The following is an 18,965-nucleotide window of genomic DNA, read 5'->3' as shown; positions in this document are numbered from 1 at the left end:
TCTGCGTCCTCCGTCGCCGTAGCAAAGCGCCACACGAGGCGCAAGGCACGGCGAATCCGGCCCGCCTGCCGAGCCCTCGCGGCTCAGCGGCTAGGCTCGGAGCAGTGTCAGGGGGCTCGTCCCGCTCGCACCGGCCGGAGCTCCGGGCTCCGTTGCACGACCGACCGACGCACGACAGACGCACGACAAGGAAGTGGGGCATCCCCGTGGCACGTATTGGCGAAAGCGCCGACCTGCTGAAGTGCTCCTTCTGCGGCAAGAGCCAGAAGCAGGTCCAGCAGCTCATCGCGGGACCGGGCGTCTACATCTGCGACGAGTGCGTCGAGCTCTGCAACGAGATCATCGAGGAGCGCCTCTCCGAGTCGAGCGAGGAGACGAGCCACGAGTTCGACCTCCCGAAGCCGAAGGAGATCTTCGGCTTCCTCGAGGAGTACGTGATCGGGCAGGAGCAGGCCAAGAAGGCCCTCGCCGTCGCCGTGTACAACCACTACAAGCGCGTGCGCGCCCGCAACACCATCACCGCCGCCGACGCGATCCACGACGAGGTCGAGATCGCCAAGAGCAACATCCTGCTCATCGGCCCCACGGGCTGCGGGAAGACCTACCTCGCCCAGACCCTCGCGAAGCGCCTCAACGTGCCTTTCGCCGTCGCGGACGCCACGGCCCTCACCGAGGCGGGCTACGTCGGCGAGGACGTCGAGAACATCCTCCTCAAGCTCATCCAGGCCGCCGATTACGACGTCAAGCGTGCCGAGACCGGCATCATCTACATCGACGAGGTCGACAAGATCGCGCGAAAGGCCGAGAACCCCTCGATCACGCGCGACGTCTCGGGCGAGGGAGTGCAGCAGGCGCTGCTCAAGATCCTCGAGGGCACTGTCGCCTCCGTGCCCCCGCAGGGCGGGCGGAAGCACCCGCACCAGGAGTTCATCCAGATCGACACGACGAACGTCCTCTTCATCGTCGCGGGCGCCTTCGCCGGACTCGAGGACATCATCTCGTCGCGGGCGGGCAAGCGCGGCATCGGCTTCGGCGCCCCGCTGCACAACAAGGAAGACGAGATCAACATCTTCAGCGAGGTCCTCCCGGAGGACCTGCACAAGTTCGGGCTGATCCCCGAGTTCATCGGGCGCCTCCCCGTCGTGACGACGGTCACGCAGCTGGACCAGGTCGCGCTCATGCAGATCCTCACCGAGCCGCGCAACGCACTCGTGAAGCAGTACCAGCGGATGTTCGAGATCGACGGCGTCGAGCTCGAGTTCGACCGGGGCGCTCTCGAGGCCATCGCGGACCTGGCGGTCCTCCGCCAGACCGGCGCCCGCGGACTGCGCGCGATCCTCGAGGAGGTGCTCGGCCCGATCATGTTCGAGGTGCCCTCCTCGGACGAGGTGGCGCGCGTCGTCGTCACCCGCGCCGCGGTGCTCGACAACGCGGCCCCGACGATCGTCCCCCACGCTCCCCGTCGCCAGGAGAAGAGCGCCTAGTCGCTCCCCGCCCCGCTCTGCCAGTTCACCGCGATTGGCCCGGCGGATCGTCGGGCGAGGCGCTCCCGCTTCCCTAACCTGGCGGAGCGCGCCGACGGCGCGTCCGGTCGCCTCGGTGCCGGTCGATCCTCCGGGAGGCTCCGCCATCGTCCAGCCGCTGCTCGCCGGGATCGTCGCCGCCCTGACCGGCTTCTCGAGCTCGTTCGCGATCGTGCTCGCCGGGGTGGTCGCGGTGGGCGCCACCGACGCGCAGGCCGCGTCGGGCCTCCTCGCGGTCTGCGTGCTGCAGGGGGTCCTCTGCATCGTGCTGAGCATCCGCTACCGCGTGCCGATGACCTTCGCCTGGAGCACGCCGGGAGCCGCCCTGCTGGCCGCGACCGCGACGCTCCCCGGTGGTTTCGACCGCGCGGTCGGGGCGTTCCTGGTCGCCTCCGCTCTGCTGGTGGTCACCGGGCTGTGGCCGGCGCTCGGGAGGCTCGTCGCGCGCATCCCGCGGCCGCTCGCGAACGCCATGCTCGCGGGCATCCTGTTCCCGCTCGTCCTGGCGCCGGTGCGCGCGGCGGTCGAGATCCCCTTACTCGCGCTGCCGGTGATCCTGCTCTGGCTGCTGCTCCTGCGGCTCCTGCCCCGCTGGGCGGTGCCGGCCGCGATCGCCCTGGCGATCGTGCTGCTGATCGTGACGGACGGCGCGGCACTCGCCGGTGCGCCGCTGCTCCCCGTGCCGCAGTTCGTCGCTCCGGTGTTCGAGATCGGAGCGATGGTCGGGATCGGCCTGCCGCTCTACGTGGTCACCATGGCCGGGCAGAACATCCCGGGCATCGCGGTGCTGACGAGCTTCGGCTTCGCGGCCCACTCGCGTCCCGGGATCGTCTCGACCGGTGCTCTCTCCGGGGTCTCGGCGATCTTCGGCGGCGTGCCGATCAACTACGCCGCGCTCAGCGCCGCGCTGACCGCGGGTCCCGAGGCCTCGCCGCGGCCGGAGCAGCGCTGGGTCGCCTCGGTCTCGGCGGGCGCCTCCTACCTCGTGCTGGGCGTGTTCGCCGGAGCGGCCGCCGCGCTGGTGTCCTCCGCGAGCCCGCTGCTGATCGAGGCGGTCGCCGGTCTGGCGCTGCTGGGGGTGTTCGTGTCGGCGGTGCAGGCCGCTGTGGAGGACGCGCGGCTGCGGCTGCCGGCGGCGGCGACGCTCCTGGTCACCGCCTCCGGCACGACCATCGCGGGGATCGGATCGGCGTTCTGGGGCCTGGTCGTGGGACTCGTCCTCCTCGCCTGGCTCGTCCCCCGGCGCCGCTAGAGGAGGCCGCGGCGCGCGAGCAGCGGCTCGGTCCGCGCATCCCGCCCGCGGAACGCGCGGTACGCGTCGAGCGGATCGCGGGAGCCGCCGAGCTCGAGCACCCCGCGGCGGAAGCGCTCGCCCGCCGAGCGGTCGAGGCCGCCGTTCTCCTCGAACCACTCGACCGTGTCCGCGTCGAGGATCTCGCTCCAGATGTAGGAGTAGTAGCCCGCGGAGTAGCCGCCGGAGAAGACGTGCGCGAAGTACGTGCTGCGGTAGCGGGGCGGCACGGCGGGAAGGAGGAGGCCCGCGCCGTCGAGCACGTCGCGCTCGAAGGCGGCCGCGTCGCGCGGCTCGACCGGGGCCGGCAGGGAGTGCCAGGCGAGGTCGAGCAGGGCGGACGCCAGGTACTCGCTCGTCGCGAAGCCCTCGCCCCACAGCGCGGACGCCTCGAGGCGCTCGACGGTCCCCGCGGGCAGGGCCTCGCCGGTCTCGACGTGGCGGGCGTACTCGGCGAGGAGCCCGGGGCGGCGCACCCACGTCTCGTTCACCTGGCTCGGGAACTCGACGAAGTCCCGGAACACCGCGGTTCCGGCGAAGCGCGGGTACCGCGTGCTCGCGAACAGGCCGTGCAGGGCGTGCCCGAACTCGTGGAACAGCGTCTCCACCTCGTCGAGGCTGAGAAGGGCGGGCTCGCCCGGGCCCGGAGCCGACAGGTTCAGGTTGTTCACGACGACGGCGGAGTCACCGAGCAGCGACGTGCGGCTGGAGAGGGAGTTCATCCACGCCCCGCCGCGTTTCGAGTCGCGGGTGAAGGGATCGAGCAGGAACAGGCCCAGCGGGGTCCCGGCCTCCTCGTGCACCTCGAACACGCGGACGTGCTCGCTGTAGCCGGCCAGGTCGCTCCGCTCCGAGAAGCGGACGCCGTAGAGACCGGTGGCGGCGGCGAACACGCCGTGCCGGAGCACCCGCTCCAGCTCGAAGAAGGGACGCAGTGCGCTGGAGTCGACGGAGTAGCTCTCCGACCGCACGCGCTCCTCGTAGTAGGCACGATCCCACGCCTCGATCGTGAAGCGCGGCGCTCCGGCGGCGTCCTGCTCGGCGTCGGCGGAGGCCTGCATCCGCTCGAGCTCGATCCTCGCGTTCCGGGCGGCGGGAGCGGCGAGCTCGTGCAGCAGCGACAGGACGCGCTCCGGCGAGCCCGCGGTCTGGCCCGAGATCACGAACTCGGCGTGCGAGGCCGCGCCCAGCAGAGCTGCGCGCTCGGCCCGCAGCGCGACGATCCGCTGCAGGGTCGCGGTGGTGTCGTGCGGCCCGCCTTCCGCACCGCGGCCGACAGAGGCGCGCAGGACGCGCTCGCGGACGCCGCGGTCGCGCAGACGCGCGAGCCAGGGGTGGCCGGAGTAGAGGGGCAGGGTGATCAGCCAGCCGTCGACGCCGCGGTCGGCGGCGGCGCGCGCGGCGGCCGAGACGTCGGACTCGTCGAGCCCGTCGAGACCGGCGACGTCGTCGAGGAGGACGGCCCGGTCGTTCGACTCGGCGAGCAGATCCTTCTCGAAGCGCGTGGTCAGGGTCGACAGCTGCTCGTTCAGCTCGCCGAGCCGTGCCTTCCCCGCGTCGTCGAGGAGCGCACCGGAGCGCTCGAACCCGGTGATCCTCCGCTCGAGGAGGTAGGTCGTCTCGGCGTCGAGGTCGAGCTCCGTCGACTGCTCGGCGAGAGCGCGGAGCCGGGCGAACAGGCGCGGGTCGAGGCTGATCGCATCGCTGTGGGCCGAGAGCAGCGGAGCGAGCTCGGCCGCCAGAGCGTCGGTGAGCGGAGTGCGGTCGGAGGCGGCGACGGTGAAGAAGACGGCGCTCACCCGGCGCAGCTCGCGGCCCGCCCGCTCGAGGGCGACGAGGGTGTTCTCGACGGTCGGCGGCTCGGAGGCGCCGGTGATCGCGTCGATCTCGGCGCGGTGCCGGCGGAGGGCCTCGAGGAACGCCGGGCGGTAGGCCTCGGGGTCGACGGCGGCGAAGTCGGGGAGCCCGTGGGGGAGTCCGCTCGGCTCGAGCAGGACGGCGACGAGATCGGGAGCGCTCATCCTGCGAGCCTAGAGCGCGAGCGAGGGAGAGGGCTCCGACTCAGGATCGCAGGACGCGCGCGCTCACCGGACTCGACGACCGCGCCGCGAAGGGGCGTCAGCCCCAGTCGTCGTCGTCCTCGCCCTCCACGCGGCCCTGCGGCTGCGTGATGTAGGCAGCGTCCTCGTCGGGACGGTAGGTGATCGTCGTGCCGTCGTCGAGTTCGAGCACGGGCCTGCCCTCGAGCCAGGTGAGCGTCCAGCGCCAGTCGGCGGTCGCCGTGCCGGCCGCGGCGAGCTCGCCTTCGACGTCGCCGACGGCGGTGACGACGATCTCGGGGAGGGTCTGCGGCGGCACCTGGCCGACCGACCAGCGGGTTCCGAGCTGCATGGGAGGGGTCCTCTCGACGGTGGGGAGGGAGGCGGGACCATTCCCGCCTCCCGGGAGCGGCGCTACGCCTCGGTCTCGAGCTCGATGCCGACCGCGAGGGCGTCGCCCTCGGCGAAGTCGAGCGCCGCGATCCTGCCGACGGCCGCGAGGTCTCCCGCGGCGAGCCGGAGGGACGCGACGAGTTCGGCGGGCGCCGTCACCAGTGCGGAGCGGGCCGGCGTCTTCTGCGAGGCCTTCGCATCGGTCTTCGCGCGCCGGATGGCCGTGAGGACCGAGCTCGCCGCTGCCAGGACAGCGGGGTCGCCGCCCAGGCCCTCGACGGCCGGCCAGGGGCGCAGGTGCACCGAGTCGTCGTGCGACCACGACCAGGTCTCCTCCGTCGCGAACGGCAGGAACGGCGCGAACAGGCGCTGGAGGACGTCGAGCGCCCGGTGCAGGGCGGCCGCGGCGGACGCGCCGTCCTCGCTGTACGCGCGCTCCTTCACCAGCTCCAGGTAGTCGTCGCAGAACGTCCAGAAGAACGCCTCCGTCGTCTCGAGGGCGCGGGCATGGTCGTAGTTCTCGAGCGCCGTCGTCGCTTCGGCGACCACGGTGTCGAGGGTGGCCAGCATGCTGAGGTCGAGCGGGTCGGTGACCTCGGCGCCCTCGGCGAGAGGGAAGCCGTGGATGAACTTCGCCGCGTTGAGGATCTTGATCGCCAGTCGGCGGCCGATCTTGATCTGCGTCGGGTTCTGCGGGTCGAAGGCCGCGTCGGTGCCCAGGCGCGAGGAGGCGGCCCAGTAGCGGACCGCGTCCGAGCCGTGCTGCTCGAGCATCGCGGCGGGAGTGACCACGTTGCCCTTCGACTTCGACATCTTCTTGCGGTCGGGGTCGACGATGAAGCCGGAGACGGTCGCCGTGCTCCACGGGGCGCGGCCGTCCTCGAGCTGCGAGCGCAGGAGGGTCGAGAAGAGCCAGGTGCGGATGATGTCCTGGCCCTGCGGGCGCAGGTCGTAGGGAGCGACCAGCTGCCAGAGCTCGTCGTCCCGCTCCCAGCCGCCCGCGAGCTGCGGGGTCAGCGAGGAGGTCGCCCAGGTGTCCATCACGTCGAGCTCGCCCTGGAAGCCGCCCGCCGCTCCGCGCTGGTCCTCCGAGTAGCCGGGGGCCGGGTCGCTGGAGGGATCCACCGGCAGCGCCGCCTCGTCCGGCACGATCGGGGAGTCGAAGACGGGGTTGCCGTCGCCGTCGAGCGGGTACCACACCGGGATCGGCACGCCGAAGAAGCGCTGGCGCGAGATCAGCCAGTCACCGGAGAGGCCGTTCACCCAGTTCTCGTAGCGGACGCGCATGAACTCCGGCACGAAGCGCACGTCGCGGCCGAGCTCCAGCAGGCGCTCCTTGAGCACCGCGTCGCGAGCGCCGTTGCCGATGTACCACTGGCGGGTCGACACGATCTCGAGCGGCTTGTCGCCCTTCTCGAAGAACTTGACCTGGTGGGTGATGGGGCGCGGGTCGCCGACCATCTCGCCGGACTCCTTCAGCAGCGCCACGACGGCCTGCTTCGCGGAGAAGACGGTCTTGCCGGCGAGCTGCTCATAGGCGGCGCGGCCCGCGTCGCTCGTGATCGCGGCGGGAGCCTCCGAGATCAGGCGGCCGTCGAAGCCGATGATCGCACGGTTGGGCAGGTCGAGCTCCCGCCACCAGACCACGTCCGTGATGTCGCCGAAGGTGCAGATCATCGCGATGCCCGAGCCCTTGTCCTTCTGCGCGAGGTGGTGCGCGAGCACCGGGACCTCGACGTCGAAGAGCGGCGTGCGGACGGTGGTGCCGAACAGCGCCTGGTAGCGCTCGTCGTCGGGGTGCGCGACGAGGGCGACGCAGGCGGGCAGCAGCTCGGGACGGGTCGTCTCGATGAAGACGTCCTCGCCGCCGTCGCGGTGGAAGCCGAGGCGGTGGTAGGCGCCGGGCTGGTCCTTGTCCTCGAGCTCCGCCTGGGCGACGGCGGTCCGGAAGGTGATGTCCCAGAGCGTCGGGGCCTGCGCCTGGTAGGCCTCGCCGCGGGCGAGGTTGCGGAGGAAGGCGCGCTGCGAGGCGGCCTGCGACTCGTCGCCGATGGTCCGGTAGCTCTGCGACCAGTCGACGGACAGGCCGAGGGCCCGCCAGACGTCCTCGAACTGCTTCTCGTCCTCGACGGTGAGGCGCTCGCACAGCTCGACGAAGTTGCGGCGCGAGATCGGCTTCTGGTCGGCGGCCTTGCTGCTCTTGTTGTCGCCGCCCTCGAACGGAGGCGTGAAGCCGGGCTCGTAGGGGAGCGTCGGGTCGCAGCGCACACCGTAGTAGTTCTGCACGCGGCGCTCGGTGGGCAGGCCGTTGTCGTCCCAGCCCATCGGGTAGAAGACGCTCTTGCCGCGCATCCGCTGGAACCGCGCGACGACGTCGGTGTGCGTGTAGGAGAAGACGTGCCCGATGTGCAGCGACCCGGAGGCGGTGGGCGGCGGGGTGTCGATCGAGTAGACGTCGGCGCGGGTGAGGCCGGTGCGGTCGAACCGGTAGGTCCCGTCGGTCTGCCAGCGGAGGCCCCACGTGCCCTCCAGGCCCTCGAGGGCGGGCTTCGCGGGGAGGCGGTCGGCGAGGGTCATGATGCTCCGGTTCGCTATGGGCGGCACCGTGTCGGTGGTGATGGTGCCTGGATGGGGCTCCGGGGCGAGTCGCCCGCCGGCCGCGACGATTCTACCGGAGCGGCGGGAGCCGGGTCAGTCGACGACGGGGGCGAAGCCGGCGCGGACGGGCGCGAGCGCCTCGTCGAGATAGGGCACGAGCTCGCCGCGGGTGGGGCCCGCCGCGGCCCAGGCCTGCACGGCCGCCACCGCGGCTCCGACGCTCGCGTAGGCGATGGCGCGCGAGAGGTGCGAGGGCAGCGCGCGCGCGCTCCGCTCCTCCACGAAGCGGGCGATGACGGCCGCCTGCCGCGCGAGGCGGCCGAGGGCCGACGCCTGCAGCTCGTGGACGCTGCCGATCATGTCGGACTGGGTGAGCACCCACGGCACCGTCGCGGGTCCGAAGCCGGAGCCGATCGCGAGCAGCGCGTCGCCGAGCGCGTCCATCACCGGCGCCTCTGCCGCCGTCTCGGCCAGCGCCTCCGGGAGCTCGGCCAGCCGGTCGTCGACCAGCACCCAGAAGACGTCGCTCTTGGACTCGAAGTAGTTGAAGAAGGTGTTGCGCGAGACGCCCGCGCGCTGGGCGATCTGCTCGATCGTCGTGCCCGCGTAGCTCTGCTCGACGAAGAGGTCCAGTGCGGCGTCCTCGAGCATGGAGCGCGACGACGCGCGGGGCCGTCCGCGCTGCACTCCTCGCACCATGACCCGCTCCTGCTCCGCTTCCCCCGACGCGCTAGGATAGCGCCGGACGACTTCGACCCGGCCATCACCGGTGAGTCTCCGGAAGAACGGCGCCGGCTCCGGCCTGCGCCCAGTAGACCCGGACGGGTGCGGCCCGTGACAGCCGATCGAGTGGGAACGCGTCAGCGGGCACTCCTCCGGGAGCGACCGGCCGACCGGTCCAAGCGAGGTGGTACCGCGACCCGGCCCGGGGTCTGAGATCCGGGCGGGCCGTCCTCGTGCAGACCAGCAGCACTGCCAGGAGACCGCACGTGACCTACCCCCTGACCCCGCCCACCCCGCACGGAGCCGAGCCCGCCGAGGGCTCCGCGTTCGGCCGGGGCGTGTCCCCGTCGCCGCGCTTCCCCGAGATCGAGGAGCGCGTGCTCGCGTACTGGAAGGCGGACGACACCTTCCAGGAGTCGATCCGGCAGCGCGAGGGAGCGCCGGAGTGGGTCTTCTACGACGGCCCGCCGTTCGCCAACGGCCTGCCGCACTACGGGCACCTCCTCACCGGCTACGCCAAGGACGTCTTCCCCCGCTTCGAGACGATGCGCGGACGCCAGGTGCACCGCCGCTTCGGCTGGGACACCCACGGCCTGCCCGCCGAGCTCGAGGCGGAGCGGCAGCTCGGCATCACCGACAAGTCCCAGATCGAGGAGATGGGCGTCGCGGCCTTCAACGCCGCCGCGAAGGAGTCGGTGCTGCGCTACACCGGGGAGTGGCAGGACTACGTCACCCGCCAGGCGCGCTGGGTCGACTTCGACGACGACTACAAGACGCTCGACCCCACCTTCATGGAGTCGGTGATCTGGGCGTTCAAGCAGCTCTACGACAAGGGCCTCGCCTACGAGGGCCACCGCGTGCTGCCGTACTGCTGGCGCGACCAGACGCCGCTCTCGAACCACGAGCTGCGGATGGACGACGACGTCTACAAGATGCGGCAGGACCAGACGGTCACCGTCACCTTCCCGCTGGTCGGCGAGACGGCGGAGGCGCTCCAGCTGACGGCGGTCCGCGCTCTCGCGTGGACGACGACGCCGTGGACGCTGCCGACGAACCTCGCGCTCGCCGTCGGGCCGGACATCGAGTACGCGGTCGTCCCCGCCGGCCCGAACGGCGCGGCCGACGGCAGGGGCGAGCCCGAGGAGCGCGAGCTCTCGGCCGAGTACCTGCTCGCCATCGACCAGGTCGGCGCCTACGCGAAGGACCTCGGCTATCCGGACGCGGAGTCGGCCCTGGCCGCCGTCTCGCGCACCCACCGCGGCTCCGAGCTCGAGGGGATCAGCTACGACCGCCTCTGGGACCACTACGCGGACACCGAGGCCTGGGGCACGCAGAACGCGTGGCGCATCCTCGTCGCCGACTACGTGACCACCAGCGAGGGCACCGGCATCGTGCACCAGGCGCCCGCCTACGGCGAGGACGACCAGAAGGTCTGCGAGGCGGCGGGCATCCCCGTCATCATCTCGGTCGACGACGGCGGCCGCTTCCTGCCGCAGATCAGCGAGGTCGTCGGCCTCCAGGTCTTCGACGCGAACAAGCCCCTCACGCAGCTCCTGCGCGCGGGCCACCGGCTGCTCCGCCAGGCGAGCTACGAGCACTCGTACCCGCACTGCTGGCGCTGCCGCAACCCGCTGATCTACAAGGCGGTCTCGAGCTGGTTCGTCCGCGTCACCGCGATCCGCGACCGCATGGAGGAGCTCAACCAGGAGATCACCTGGGTCCCCGAGAACGTCAAGGACGGCCAGTTCGGCAAGTGGCTCTCGGGCGCGCGCGACTGGTCCATCAGCCGCAACCGCTACTTCGGCTCGCCGATCCCGGTATGGAAGAGCGACGACCCGGAGTACCCGCGGATCGACGTCTACGGCTCGCTGGACGAGCTGGAGCGCGACTTCGGCGTGCGCCCGGACGACCTGCACCGGCCGTTCATCGACGAGCTGACCCGCCCGAACCCCGACGACCCGACCGGGCGCTCGACGATGCGCCGGATCAGCGACGTCCTCGACGTCTGGTTCGACTCCGGATCGATGCCCTTCGCCCAGGTGCACTACCCGTTCGAGAACGCCGACTGGTTCGACACCCACAACCCGGCGGACTTCATCGTCGAGTACATCGGGCAGACGCGCGGCTGGTTCTACACGCTGCACGTGCTCTCCACCGCGCTCTTCGACCGCCCGGCGTTCCGCAACGTGGTCAGCCACGGCATCGTGCTGGGCAACGACGGGCAGAAGATGTCCAAGTCGCTGCGCAACTACCCGGACGTGGCCGAGGTCTTCGACCGCGACGGCTCCGACGCCATGCGCTGGTTCCTGATGTCGAGCCCGGTCCTCCGGGGCGGCAACCTCGTCGTGACGGAGGAGGGCATCCGCGAGGGCGTCCGCCAGGTGCTGCTGCCGCTGTGGAGCACCTGGTACTTCTTCTCCCTCTACGCCAACGCCTCGGCGGGCGGCGGCTACGAGGCGACCAGGCGCACCGGCTCCGAGGACGTCCTCGACCGCTACCTGCTGGCCAAGACCCGCGATCTGGTCGAGACCGTGACCGGCCGGCTCGAGGCGCTGGACTCCACGCTCGCGGCCGCCGCGCTCCGCGACTTCAGCGACGTGCTCACGAACTGGTACGTGCGCCGCTCCCGCGACCGCTTCTGGCAGGGCGTCGACGAGGACGGCCGCGGATCGGAGGCGTTCGACACGCTCTACACGGTCCTCGAGACCGTGTGCCGCGTCGCCGCCCCGCTCCTGCCTCTCGTCACGGAGCAGATCTGGCAGGGCCTGACCGGCGGCCGCAGCGTCCACCTCACCGACTGGCCGGAGGCGGACGAGTTCCCCGCCGACCCGGCGCTCGTGCACGCGATGGACGCTGTCCGCGGCATCTCGTCCACCGCGCTCTCCCTCCGCAAGCAGGCCGGGCTCCGCGTCCGCCTGCCGCTCGCGCGCCTGACCGTGGTGGTCGCGGACGCCGCCGAGCTCGCGCCGTTCGAGGCGATCCTCCGCGACGAGCTGAACGTGAAGGAGGTGTCGCTGGTGCCGCTGGTCGACTCCAGCGCCGCCGACTACGGCGTCACCTCCCGTCTCGCGGTCAACGCGCGCGCCGCCGGGCCCCGGCTCGGCAAGGGCGTGCAGACCGTGATCAGGGCCGCCAAGGCCGGCGACTGGAGCGAGACGGACGGCGTCGTCACCGCCGGCGGCGTCGACCTGGTCGAGGGCGAGTACGAGCTCACGCTCGAGGTCGGCGGCTCGGCCGGCGACGACCGCGCCATCGCCCTGCTCCCGCGCGGGGGCTTCGTGCTCCTCGACACGGCGACCACCCCCGAGCTCGAAGCGGAGGGGCTCGCCCGCGACCTCATCCGCGCGGTGCAGGACGCCCGCAAGGCGGCCGGGTTCGAGGTCAGCGACCGGATCGTCCTGGAGGTCGTGCTCGACGAGCCGAGCCTGCAGGCGCTCGAGCCGCACGCGCTCTGGATCGCGGAGGAGACCCTCGCGACCGGATGCGCGTTCACTCCGCTCACCACGGCTCTCGAGGGCGGCGAGGGCGCGATCGCCTTCGGCCCCGCGGGCACCGCCATCATCCGCGTCGAGAAGGTCGAGGCCGCCGATGTCTGATCCGTTCGAGCCGGACGACGCCGACCGCGCGGCCGCCGACGCCGTCTACGCCGCGCTGCTGGAGCGCCTGGGCGAGGCGAGCGTCCGCCCGCGCCTCGCTCCGACCCGGCGCGCCGTCGAGATCCTCGGCGACCCGCAGCGCGCCTACCCGGTGATCCAGATCGCCGGAACCAACGGCAAGACCTCGACCAGCCGGATGATCGAGAGCCTGCTGCGCGCCCACGGGCTGCGGGTGGGCCTGTTCACCAGTCCGCACCTCGAGCGCTTCAACGAGCGCATCGTCATCGACGGAGAGCCGATCTCGGACCGGAGCCTCGCCGACAACTGGCAGGACGTCGAGCCGTACCTGCGGATGACCGACGCCGAGCTGGCCGCGCAGGGCGAGGCGCCGCTGTCCTTCTTCGAGGCGATCACCGTCCTGGCCTACGCGGCCTTCGCCGACGCGCCGGTCGATGTGGCCGTCGTCGAGGTGGGGATGGGCGGCGAGTGGGACTCGACGAACGTCGCCGACGCGCAGGTCGCCGTCTTCACGCCGATCGCCCTCGACCACACCGACCGCCTCGGCTCGACGATCGAGGAGATCGCGCGCACCAAGTCGGGCATCGTCAAGCCGCTCGCCTCGGTGGTCTCCGCGAGGCAGGTCCCGGAGGCGGAGGCGGTGCTGCGGCACGCGGCCGAGGCCACCGAGTCGACGATCGTCGTCGAGGGGGCGGAGTTCGACGTCGAGTCGACGACCGTCGCCGTCGGCGGCCAGGTCGTCACCGTCCGGGGACTCGTCACCACGTACGAGCAGCTGCTGCTGCCGTTCTTCGGCGACCACCAGGCCGAGAACGCCGCCGTGGCCGTCGCCGCGGTCGAGACGTTCCTAGGAGGCGGGACGCAGGAGCTCACCGGCGACGTCCTCGACGAGGGCTTCGCCGCCGCGACCTCCCCGGGCCGCCTGCAGCTCGTCGGACTCGCTCCGCGCACCGTCGTCGACGCGGCGCACAACCCGCACGGGGCCGCGTCCCTCGCCGCCGCTCTCGGCCGCTACTTCGACTTCGACCGCGTGACGGCCGTCCTCGGCGTGCTGGCCGAGAAGGACGCCGAGGGGATCCTCCGGGAGCTCCGCCCCGTGGTGGACGAGCTGATCGTGACCACGGCGCCGAGCGATCGGGCGATGCCCGCCGAGGAGCTCGCCGCGCTCGCCCGCACCGTGTTCCCGGAGGAGGCGGTCCGCGTCGCCGACGACCCGCTGGGTGCTCTGACGGCCGGCCGCGTCCTCGCGGCGCGCACCGACAAGGGCGCCCTGCTGGTCACGGGCTCGATCACCCTCGTCGGCCGCACGATCACCGCGGCCCGCGACGAGAACTGGCTGGGCGCGTGAGGGCCGGGCGCCCGCGGCGCTCGCGGACCGTCCGGGAGAGCCTCGGCTCGATCGTGCTCGGCTTCGAGGCGGTCATCGTCTTCCTCGCCACCCTGGTGGCCTTCGGGCTGAAGGCGGCCGACCCCGTGGTCGTGCTGGTCGGGGGAGCGGTGGTCTGCCTCGCGCTCGTCGCCACTCTGGGCCTGCTGAACCGGCCGGTCGGCTTTGGCATCGGCTGGGTGCTCCAGTTCGTTATCGTGGCCTCGGGCCTGCTGGTCCCGATCATGTACGTGATCGGCGCCGCCTTCGTGGCGCTGTGGACGTACTGCATGGTGACCGGCACCCGCCTCGACGCTCAGACGCGCCGGGCGGCGGAGCCCACCGACCCCACCGAAGGAGACCGCTGAACCATGGCCACCCAGGAGACCCTCGTCCTCGTCAAGCCCGACGGCGTCGCCCGCAACCTCACCGGCGAGATCCTCCGCCGCATCGAGGCGAAGGGCTACTCCCTCGTCGACGTGAAGCTCGTCGAGGCCGACCGCGAGCTGCTCGCCGCCCACTACGCCGAGCACGAGGGCAAGCCCTTCTACGAGCCGCTCGTCGAGTTCATGGAGAGCGGCCCGATCGTCGCCCTGCGCATCGCGGGCGACCGCGTGATCGAGGGCTTCCGCGCCCTCGCCGGCACCACCGACCCGACCACGGCCGCGCCCGGCACCATCCGCGGCGACCTCGGCCGCGACTGGGGCCTCAAGGTCCAGCAGAACCTCGTGCACGGGTCCGACTCCGAGGAGTCGGCCGCGCGCGAGCTCGGCCTCTGGTTCGCCTGAGCCGCTCGGCCGCCTGCCTCTGACGACGTCCGTCAGAGGTAGGCGAGCACGTTCAGCCTCACCTGCGCGATCACCGCGATCAGCAGGTAGCAGAGCAGCGTGATGAACGGGACCCAGCCGTAGGCGGCACCGGCGAAGCGGCGCACCCCGGCGCGGACGGGGAACACGCCCTCACGGAGGTTGCGGAGCGTCACCAGCCAGAAGCCCGGGATGACGACGGCCCAGGTGAGTATGCACCAGGGGCAGAGCGTTCCGAGCGCGAAGACGCTCGTCGCGATGAGCCAGCCCACGAACACCAGGGCCAGCAGGAAGCCGACGTTGAAGGCCGCCCAGAACCACCGGTCGAACCGGGCGCCCGCGAGCAGGCCCAGCCCCACCACGATCGGCGCGATCCAGGCCGCCAGGCCGATGAGGGGGTTCGGGAAGCCGAAGACCGCGCCCTGCGCCGAGTTCAGGTTCGCACTGCACTGCACGAGCAGGCTGAAGTCGCAGCCGAGGCCCGCATCGGGGTTCTCGAGAGCGGCGAACTTGTCGTTCGTGAGGGCGAAGGCGGCGGTCCAGCCGATCACGCCGAGGACGATCAGCAGGACGGCGAAGAGGACGGGGCGCTGCTGGGTGGGGGCGTCGCGCACCCCGGGATCGCTGGACACCGGGGGATTATGGCACGCGCCGGATCGGCGCCTCTGGGAATGCGTGCGATAATCGGAGCCGTCGGTCCGGGGGACCCCGCATCGACGCGAAGAAGGTTTACCGGGCGAGCACCGGGCCACAGGAGATCGACAGCGTTCCGCGAATGGACGCGCCGGATCTCCGCTTCGCCGGGAGTCGACCGCAGGTCGCACCGCGGGGGAGCGCGTGTCGGATAGTCAGTTCCGAGAGTGCAGCTGCAACCGGAGTCCCGCGCCACGAGCGCGACGGGACCGGGGGAGCGGAAGGATTCGCGGCGGGCCGAGGCCCCTCGCACGAGAGAAGCATCCGGGAAGACGACGCGGCGGACGACCCGGCCGAGGAGTGCACCAGGAATGGTGGAAGACAACAGTACGAGCGGATCCGATCCGGACCGCGACGGGCCCCGCAGCGGGGCCAGGAAGATCAGCCGCCTCTTCGGTGGCCGCCGGGCGAGCCGGCGGACCGAGTCGAGCGCGCCAGCGACAGGGGAGACGATCATCGACAGCAACGAGACCGACCAGACCGGAGCCGAGGGCACCGAGCTGCCCGAGACCGGGAGCGCCGCGGAGGCGGCCGAGCCGTCGACGTCGACGGGCGCGGTGTTCTTCAACGCCCTCCCGCAGACCCCGGGCGCCGACCAGGAGGAGCCGCGACGGCCCTCACTGCCGAGCCCGTCGCTGCTGTTCCAGGCGCCGGTCCTGCCCGACTACGTCGAGCTGGCTCCGCTGCCTCCCCGCGGTGCGCCGCTGGGCGTCCAGGAGGAGCGCGAGAGCCCTGCCGAGGAGCAGGGCTCCGTCCGCCGCCGCTCGCGCCGCCGCAGCGGCGAGAGCGAGAGGTCCGGCTCCGACGACCCCGAGAACACCGTCGTCCGGGTCCGCCAGCCGCGCGAGCAGCGCGAGGCCCGCGAGCCCGAGCTCATCACCGAGCCGCAGCGCATCAAGGGCTCGACCCGCCTCGAGGCCAAGAAGCAGCGCCGCCGCGACGGTCGCGACGCCGGCCGGCGCCGCACGGTCGTCACCGAGTCCGAGTTCCTCGCCCGCCGGGAGGCCGTCGACCGCGTCATGGTCGTCCGCTCCAAGGAGGACAGCATCCGCATCGGCGTGCTCGAGGACGGCGTCCTCGCCGAGCACTACGTCGCCCGCTCGCAGGAGGCGTCGCTCATCGGCAACGTCTACCTCGGCCGCGTGCAGAACGTCCTCCCGAGCATGGAGGCCGCCTTCGTCGACATCGGACGCGGGCGCAACGCCGTGCTCTACTCCGGCGAGGTCGACTGGGACGCCGCGAACAACGCCGGCGGCCCCCGCCGGATCGAGCTCGCGCTCAAGCCCGGCGACCGGGTCCTCGTCCAGGTCACGAAGGACCCCGTCGGCCACAAGGGCGCCCGTCTCACGAGCCAGATCTCGCTCCCCGGCCGCTACCTCGTCTACGTGCCCAACGGTTCGATGAACGGCATCTCGCGGAAGCTCCCGGACACCGAGCGCGCCCGCCTGAAGAAGATCCTCAAGGAGGTGCTGCCCGAGAACGTGGGCGTCATCGTCCGGACCGCGGCCGAGGGCGCCACGGAGGAGCAGCTGACCGTCGACGTCGAGCGCCTGACCGCGCAGTGGACGGCTCTCAGCGCGAAGGCCGCGACCGGGCAGGCTCCCGCTCTCCTGCACAGCGAGCCGGACCTGCTGATCAAGATCGTCCGCGACGTCTTCAACGAGGACTTCGAGAAGATGGTCATCGCCGGCGACGACGCCCGCGAGACCATCGAGCTCTACCTCAGCCAGGTCGCACCCGATCTGCTCGAGCGCGTCGAGGTCTACACGGGTGAGAAGGACGCGTTCGACGAGTTCCGCATCACGGAGCAGATCGAGAAGGCGCTGGAGCGCAAGGTGTGGCTGCCCAGCGGCGGCTCGCTCGTGATCGACCGCACCGAGGCGATGACGGTGGTCGACGTCAACACCGGCAAGTTCGTCGGCTCGGGCGGGAACCTCGAGGAGACGGTCACGAAGAACAACCTGGAGGCGGCCGAGGAGATCGTCCGCCAGCTGCGCCTGCGCGACATCGGCGGCATCATCGTCGTCGACTTCATCGACATGGTGCTCGAGTCCAACCGCGACCTCGTGCTCCGCCGCCTGGTCGAGTGCCTGAGCCGCGACCGGACGAAGCACCAGGTCGCCGAGGTCACCTCGCTCGGCCTCGTGCAGATGACCCGCAAGAAGCTGGGCCTGGGCCTGCTCGAGACCTTCAGCGAGAACTGCGAGATCTGCGCCGGACGCGGCGTCATCGTCCACCACGACCCCGTGCTCAAGCACCGGTCGACCGCCGCTCCGCAGCAGGAGCAGCGCCGCCGGGGCAAGGGCGGCGAGCAGCAGCCCGCCGCCTCCGGGCGCTCGAACGGCGGGCAGAACGGGCAGGGCGCGCCGGCGACCAAGCCGGTCAGCACCCACGCCATCACGGACGACGCGAAGAACGCGCTCGCGCAGATCGCCGCCAGCACCATCCACCCCCAGGCCGTGCGCCAGGCGGCGGAGGAGGCGGCCGCGCTGGTCGAGGACGCCGCCGAGACCGTCGAGGCCATGGCGCCGGAGGAGTCCGCCACGGCACCCGAGGAGCAGCCGTCCGAGCCGAGCCGTCGCGGCGAGCGTCCCGCCCGGGGCGAGCGCCGTCGTCGCAGCCGCGACCGCGAGCCGCGCCAGGAGGCCGCCGAGACGGCGGCCGTCGAGTCGGCTCCCGTCGAGACCCCGGTCGAGAAGGAGATCGAGCCGGCCGCTGCCGCGCCGATCCTCGACATCCCGATCGCGCCGGTCACGCCTCCGCGCCGCGTCCGCAGCGAGGTCGCCGAGCACCTGCTCGACTCCGTGCTCGACGCTCTGCCGGCCCCGAAGCAGCCCGGCCAGGGCCGTGCGAAGAGCCGGCGCGTCACGACGGCCGCGCTCACCGGAGTCGCGGTCATCCCCGAGCAGACCCCGCGCCGCGCCGACCAGTAGCGCGACCCGGTGTCAGGAGGGCCCGGTGCCCGGCGAGAGCCGGCGCCGGGCCCTCTCGGCATCCCGGTCGCGCCCGCGGACGCGGAGCCCGCTCCGCCTCAGCCGCTCGACCAGCTCCCGCGCGCCGACGGGGACCGCGCCCGCGGCGACGAGCTCGTCGATCCGCTCCTCGGGCACGTCGTAGTGGTCCAGGTCGAAGCCGCGCTCGGGCACGCCGAGACGGCGCGCGAAGTCGTGGAGCTCCTCGAGCGAGACGTCGCTCACGAGGTGCGCCCACAGCCGGCCGTGCGCCGGCCAGCGCGCGGCGTCGACGAGGATGGCCATTCCCCGATCGTAGGCGGCGCGCCGTCCGTCCACGCGCCTCCTCCTCGACTATCGTGACGGGGTCGCCGGTCGGGTGGACACGGCTTCGCAGTCGTGTGCGTTTGACCGTGGAGCGCGGATCCCGTACTCTTGACCGTTGGTGTGGCGCGATCCATGTGCTCACGCAGATTTCCGTTGTCGCTCCGCCCCTCACGGGGCGCGGGCCGCGGTGCCGGTTCCCTCGTGTCGTGAGGAGACGGGTACGAACCGGAAGACCGGGGCTCAGCCCCGTCCTTACAAGCCCCGGACGAGGCCTCCGCTCCGTCCAGACGAGAAACAGGTACGAGAAGTGGTTTACGCAGTTGTGCGCGCCGGCGGTCGGCAGGAGAAGGTCGAGGTCGGCACCATCGTGACGATGGACCGCGTCAAGGCCGACGAGAACGGCACCGTGCAGCTTCCTGCCGTGCTGCTCGTCGACGGTGAGTCGATCACCTCGGACGCGGCGACCCTCGCGGGCGTCACCGTCACCGCCGAGGTGCTCGAGGACCTCCGCGGTCCGAAGATCATCATCCAGAAGTTCAAGAACAAGACCGGTTACAAGAAGCGCCAGGGGCACCGTCAGGACCTCACGCGCGTCAAGGTCACTGGCATCAAGTAGTCCTGCAAAGGAATTGAGCTGACCT

Annotated in this window: 14 protein-coding genes; 8 read left to right on the top strand and 6 right to left on the bottom strand. The window is 71.9% G+C overall.

Annotated features, from left to right (window positions below; all coding sequences use genetic code 11):
• Positions 1-206: 206 nt before the first annotated feature.
• Both clpX and C5C49_RS01065 read left to right on the top strand, forming a co-directional pair.
• Positions 207-1,484 (top strand): ATP-dependent Clp protease ATP-binding subunit ClpX, encoded by a 1,278-nt coding sequence (clpX, locus tag C5C49_RS01070; RefSeq protein ID WP_104223693.1) that lies wholly within the window; start codon positions 207-209, stop codon positions 1,482-1,484.
• Positions 1,485-1,599: 115 nt separating this feature from the next.
• Entirely contained in the window at positions 1,600-2,775 is a 1,176-nt protein-coding gene (locus C5C49_RS01065; RefSeq protein WP_104345217.1) for a benzoate/H(+) symporter BenE family transporter, read from the top strand.
• Here C5C49_RS01065 and C5C49_RS01060 read toward each other — a convergent pair.
• The 4 genes from C5C49_RS01060 to C5C49_RS01045 all read right to left on the bottom strand — a co-directional run bounded on the left by C5C49_RS01060 (position 2,772) and on the right by C5C49_RS01045 (position 8,543).
• Complete coding sequence (locus C5C49_RS01060) at positions 2,772-4,835, bottom strand: M3 family metallopeptidase (protein ID WP_104345216.1); 2,064 nt, start codon at positions 4,833-4,835, stop codon at positions 2,772-2,774. The genes C5C49_RS01065 and C5C49_RS01060 overlap by 4 nt on opposite strands.
• 97 nt (positions 4,836-4,932) lie before the next feature.
• Entirely contained in the window at positions 4,933-5,205 is a 273-nt protein-coding gene (locus C5C49_RS01055; RefSeq protein ID WP_104328453.1) for a hypothetical protein, read from the bottom strand.
• 62 nt (positions 5,206-5,267) lie between these two features.
• Positions 5,268-7,823, bottom strand: a complete 2,556-nt coding sequence (gene valS / locus C5C49_RS01050; protein ID WP_104345215.1) for a valine--tRNA ligase — start codon at positions 7,821-7,823, stop codon at positions 5,268-5,270.
• 114 nt (positions 7,824-7,937) lie between these two features.
• On the bottom strand, positions 7,938-8,543 hold the full coding sequence (locus C5C49_RS01045) for a TetR/AcrR family transcriptional regulator (RefSeq protein ID WP_104345214.1): 606 nt from the start codon (positions 8,541-8,543) through the stop codon (positions 7,938-7,940).
• 290 nt (positions 8,544-8,833) lie between these two features.
• On the opposite strand from C5C49_RS01045, the gene ileS reads away from it, so the two are divergent.
• The 4 genes from ileS to ndk are packed head-to-tail and all read left to right on the top strand — an operon-like array spanning position 8,834 to position 14,335.
• The gene (gene ileS / locus C5C49_RS01040; RefSeq protein ID WP_374953838.1) at positions 8,834-12,163 is read left to right on the top strand and encodes an isoleucine--tRNA ligase; all 3,330 of its coding nucleotides are present in this window, start codon (positions 8,834-8,836) and stop codon (positions 12,161-12,163) included.
• On the top strand, positions 12,156-13,529 hold the full coding sequence (locus C5C49_RS01035; RefSeq protein WP_104345213.1) for a folylpolyglutamate synthase/dihydrofolate synthase family protein: 1,374 nt from the start codon (positions 12,156-12,158) through the stop codon (positions 13,527-13,529). The genes ileS and C5C49_RS01035 overlap by 8 nt, the downstream gene beginning before the upstream one ends.
• Positions 13,526-13,915 carry a DUF4233 domain-containing protein gene (locus C5C49_RS01030; RefSeq protein ID WP_258068338.1) on the top strand — a complete coding sequence of 130 codons (390 nt, stop codon included), beginning with the start codon at positions 13,526-13,528 and terminating at the stop codon, positions 13,913-13,915. The genes C5C49_RS01035 and C5C49_RS01030 overlap by 4 nt, the downstream gene beginning before the upstream one ends.
• A 3-nt stretch (positions 13,916-13,918) precedes the next feature.
• Positions 13,919-14,335, top strand: coding sequence for a nucleoside-diphosphate kinase (gene ndk, locus C5C49_RS01025; protein WP_104223686.1), 417 nt, complete (start codon positions 13,919-13,921; stop codon positions 14,333-14,335).
• A 32-nt stretch (positions 14,336-14,367) separates the two neighbouring features.
• On the opposite strand, the gene C5C49_RS01020 is transcribed toward ndk, so the two are convergent.
• A complete protein-coding gene (locus C5C49_RS01020; RefSeq protein ID WP_258068337.1) occupies positions 14,368-14,985 on the bottom strand; it encodes a vitamin K epoxide reductase family protein in 618 nt (205 codons plus the stop codon).
• Between the two features lie 372 nt (positions 14,986-15,357).
• On the opposite strand from C5C49_RS01020, the gene C5C49_RS01015 reads away from it, so the two are divergent.
• Positions 15,358-17,979, top strand: coding sequence for an Rne/Rng family ribonuclease (locus C5C49_RS01015; RefSeq protein WP_104345211.1), 2,622 nt, complete (start codon positions 15,358-15,360; stop codon positions 17,977-17,979).
• A gap of 12 nt (positions 17,980-17,991) precedes the next feature.
• On the opposite strand, the gene C5C49_RS01010 is transcribed toward C5C49_RS01015, so the two are convergent.
• Entirely contained in the window at positions 17,992-18,303 is a 312-nt protein-coding gene (locus C5C49_RS01010) for a DUF4031 domain-containing protein (RefSeq protein WP_104226718.1), read from the bottom strand.
• 328 nt (positions 18,304-18,631) lie between these two features.
• On the opposite strand from C5C49_RS01010, the gene rplU reads away from it, so the two are divergent.
• Positions 18,632-18,940 carry a 50S ribosomal protein L21 gene (gene rplU, locus C5C49_RS01005; protein ID WP_104223682.1) on the top strand — a complete coding sequence of 103 codons (309 nt, stop codon included), beginning with the start codon at positions 18,632-18,634 and terminating at the stop codon, positions 18,938-18,940.
• Positions 18,941-18,965: the final 25 nt, after the last annotated feature.

Source organism: Rathayibacter sp. AY1E2 (assembly GCF_002932325.1).
Taxonomy (GTDB): domain Bacteria; phylum Actinomycetota; class Actinomycetes; order Actinomycetales; family Microbacteriaceae; genus Rathayibacter.
Note: the sequence above shows the minus strand (reverse complement) of the source record. Positions and strands in the feature narration are given on the sequence as shown.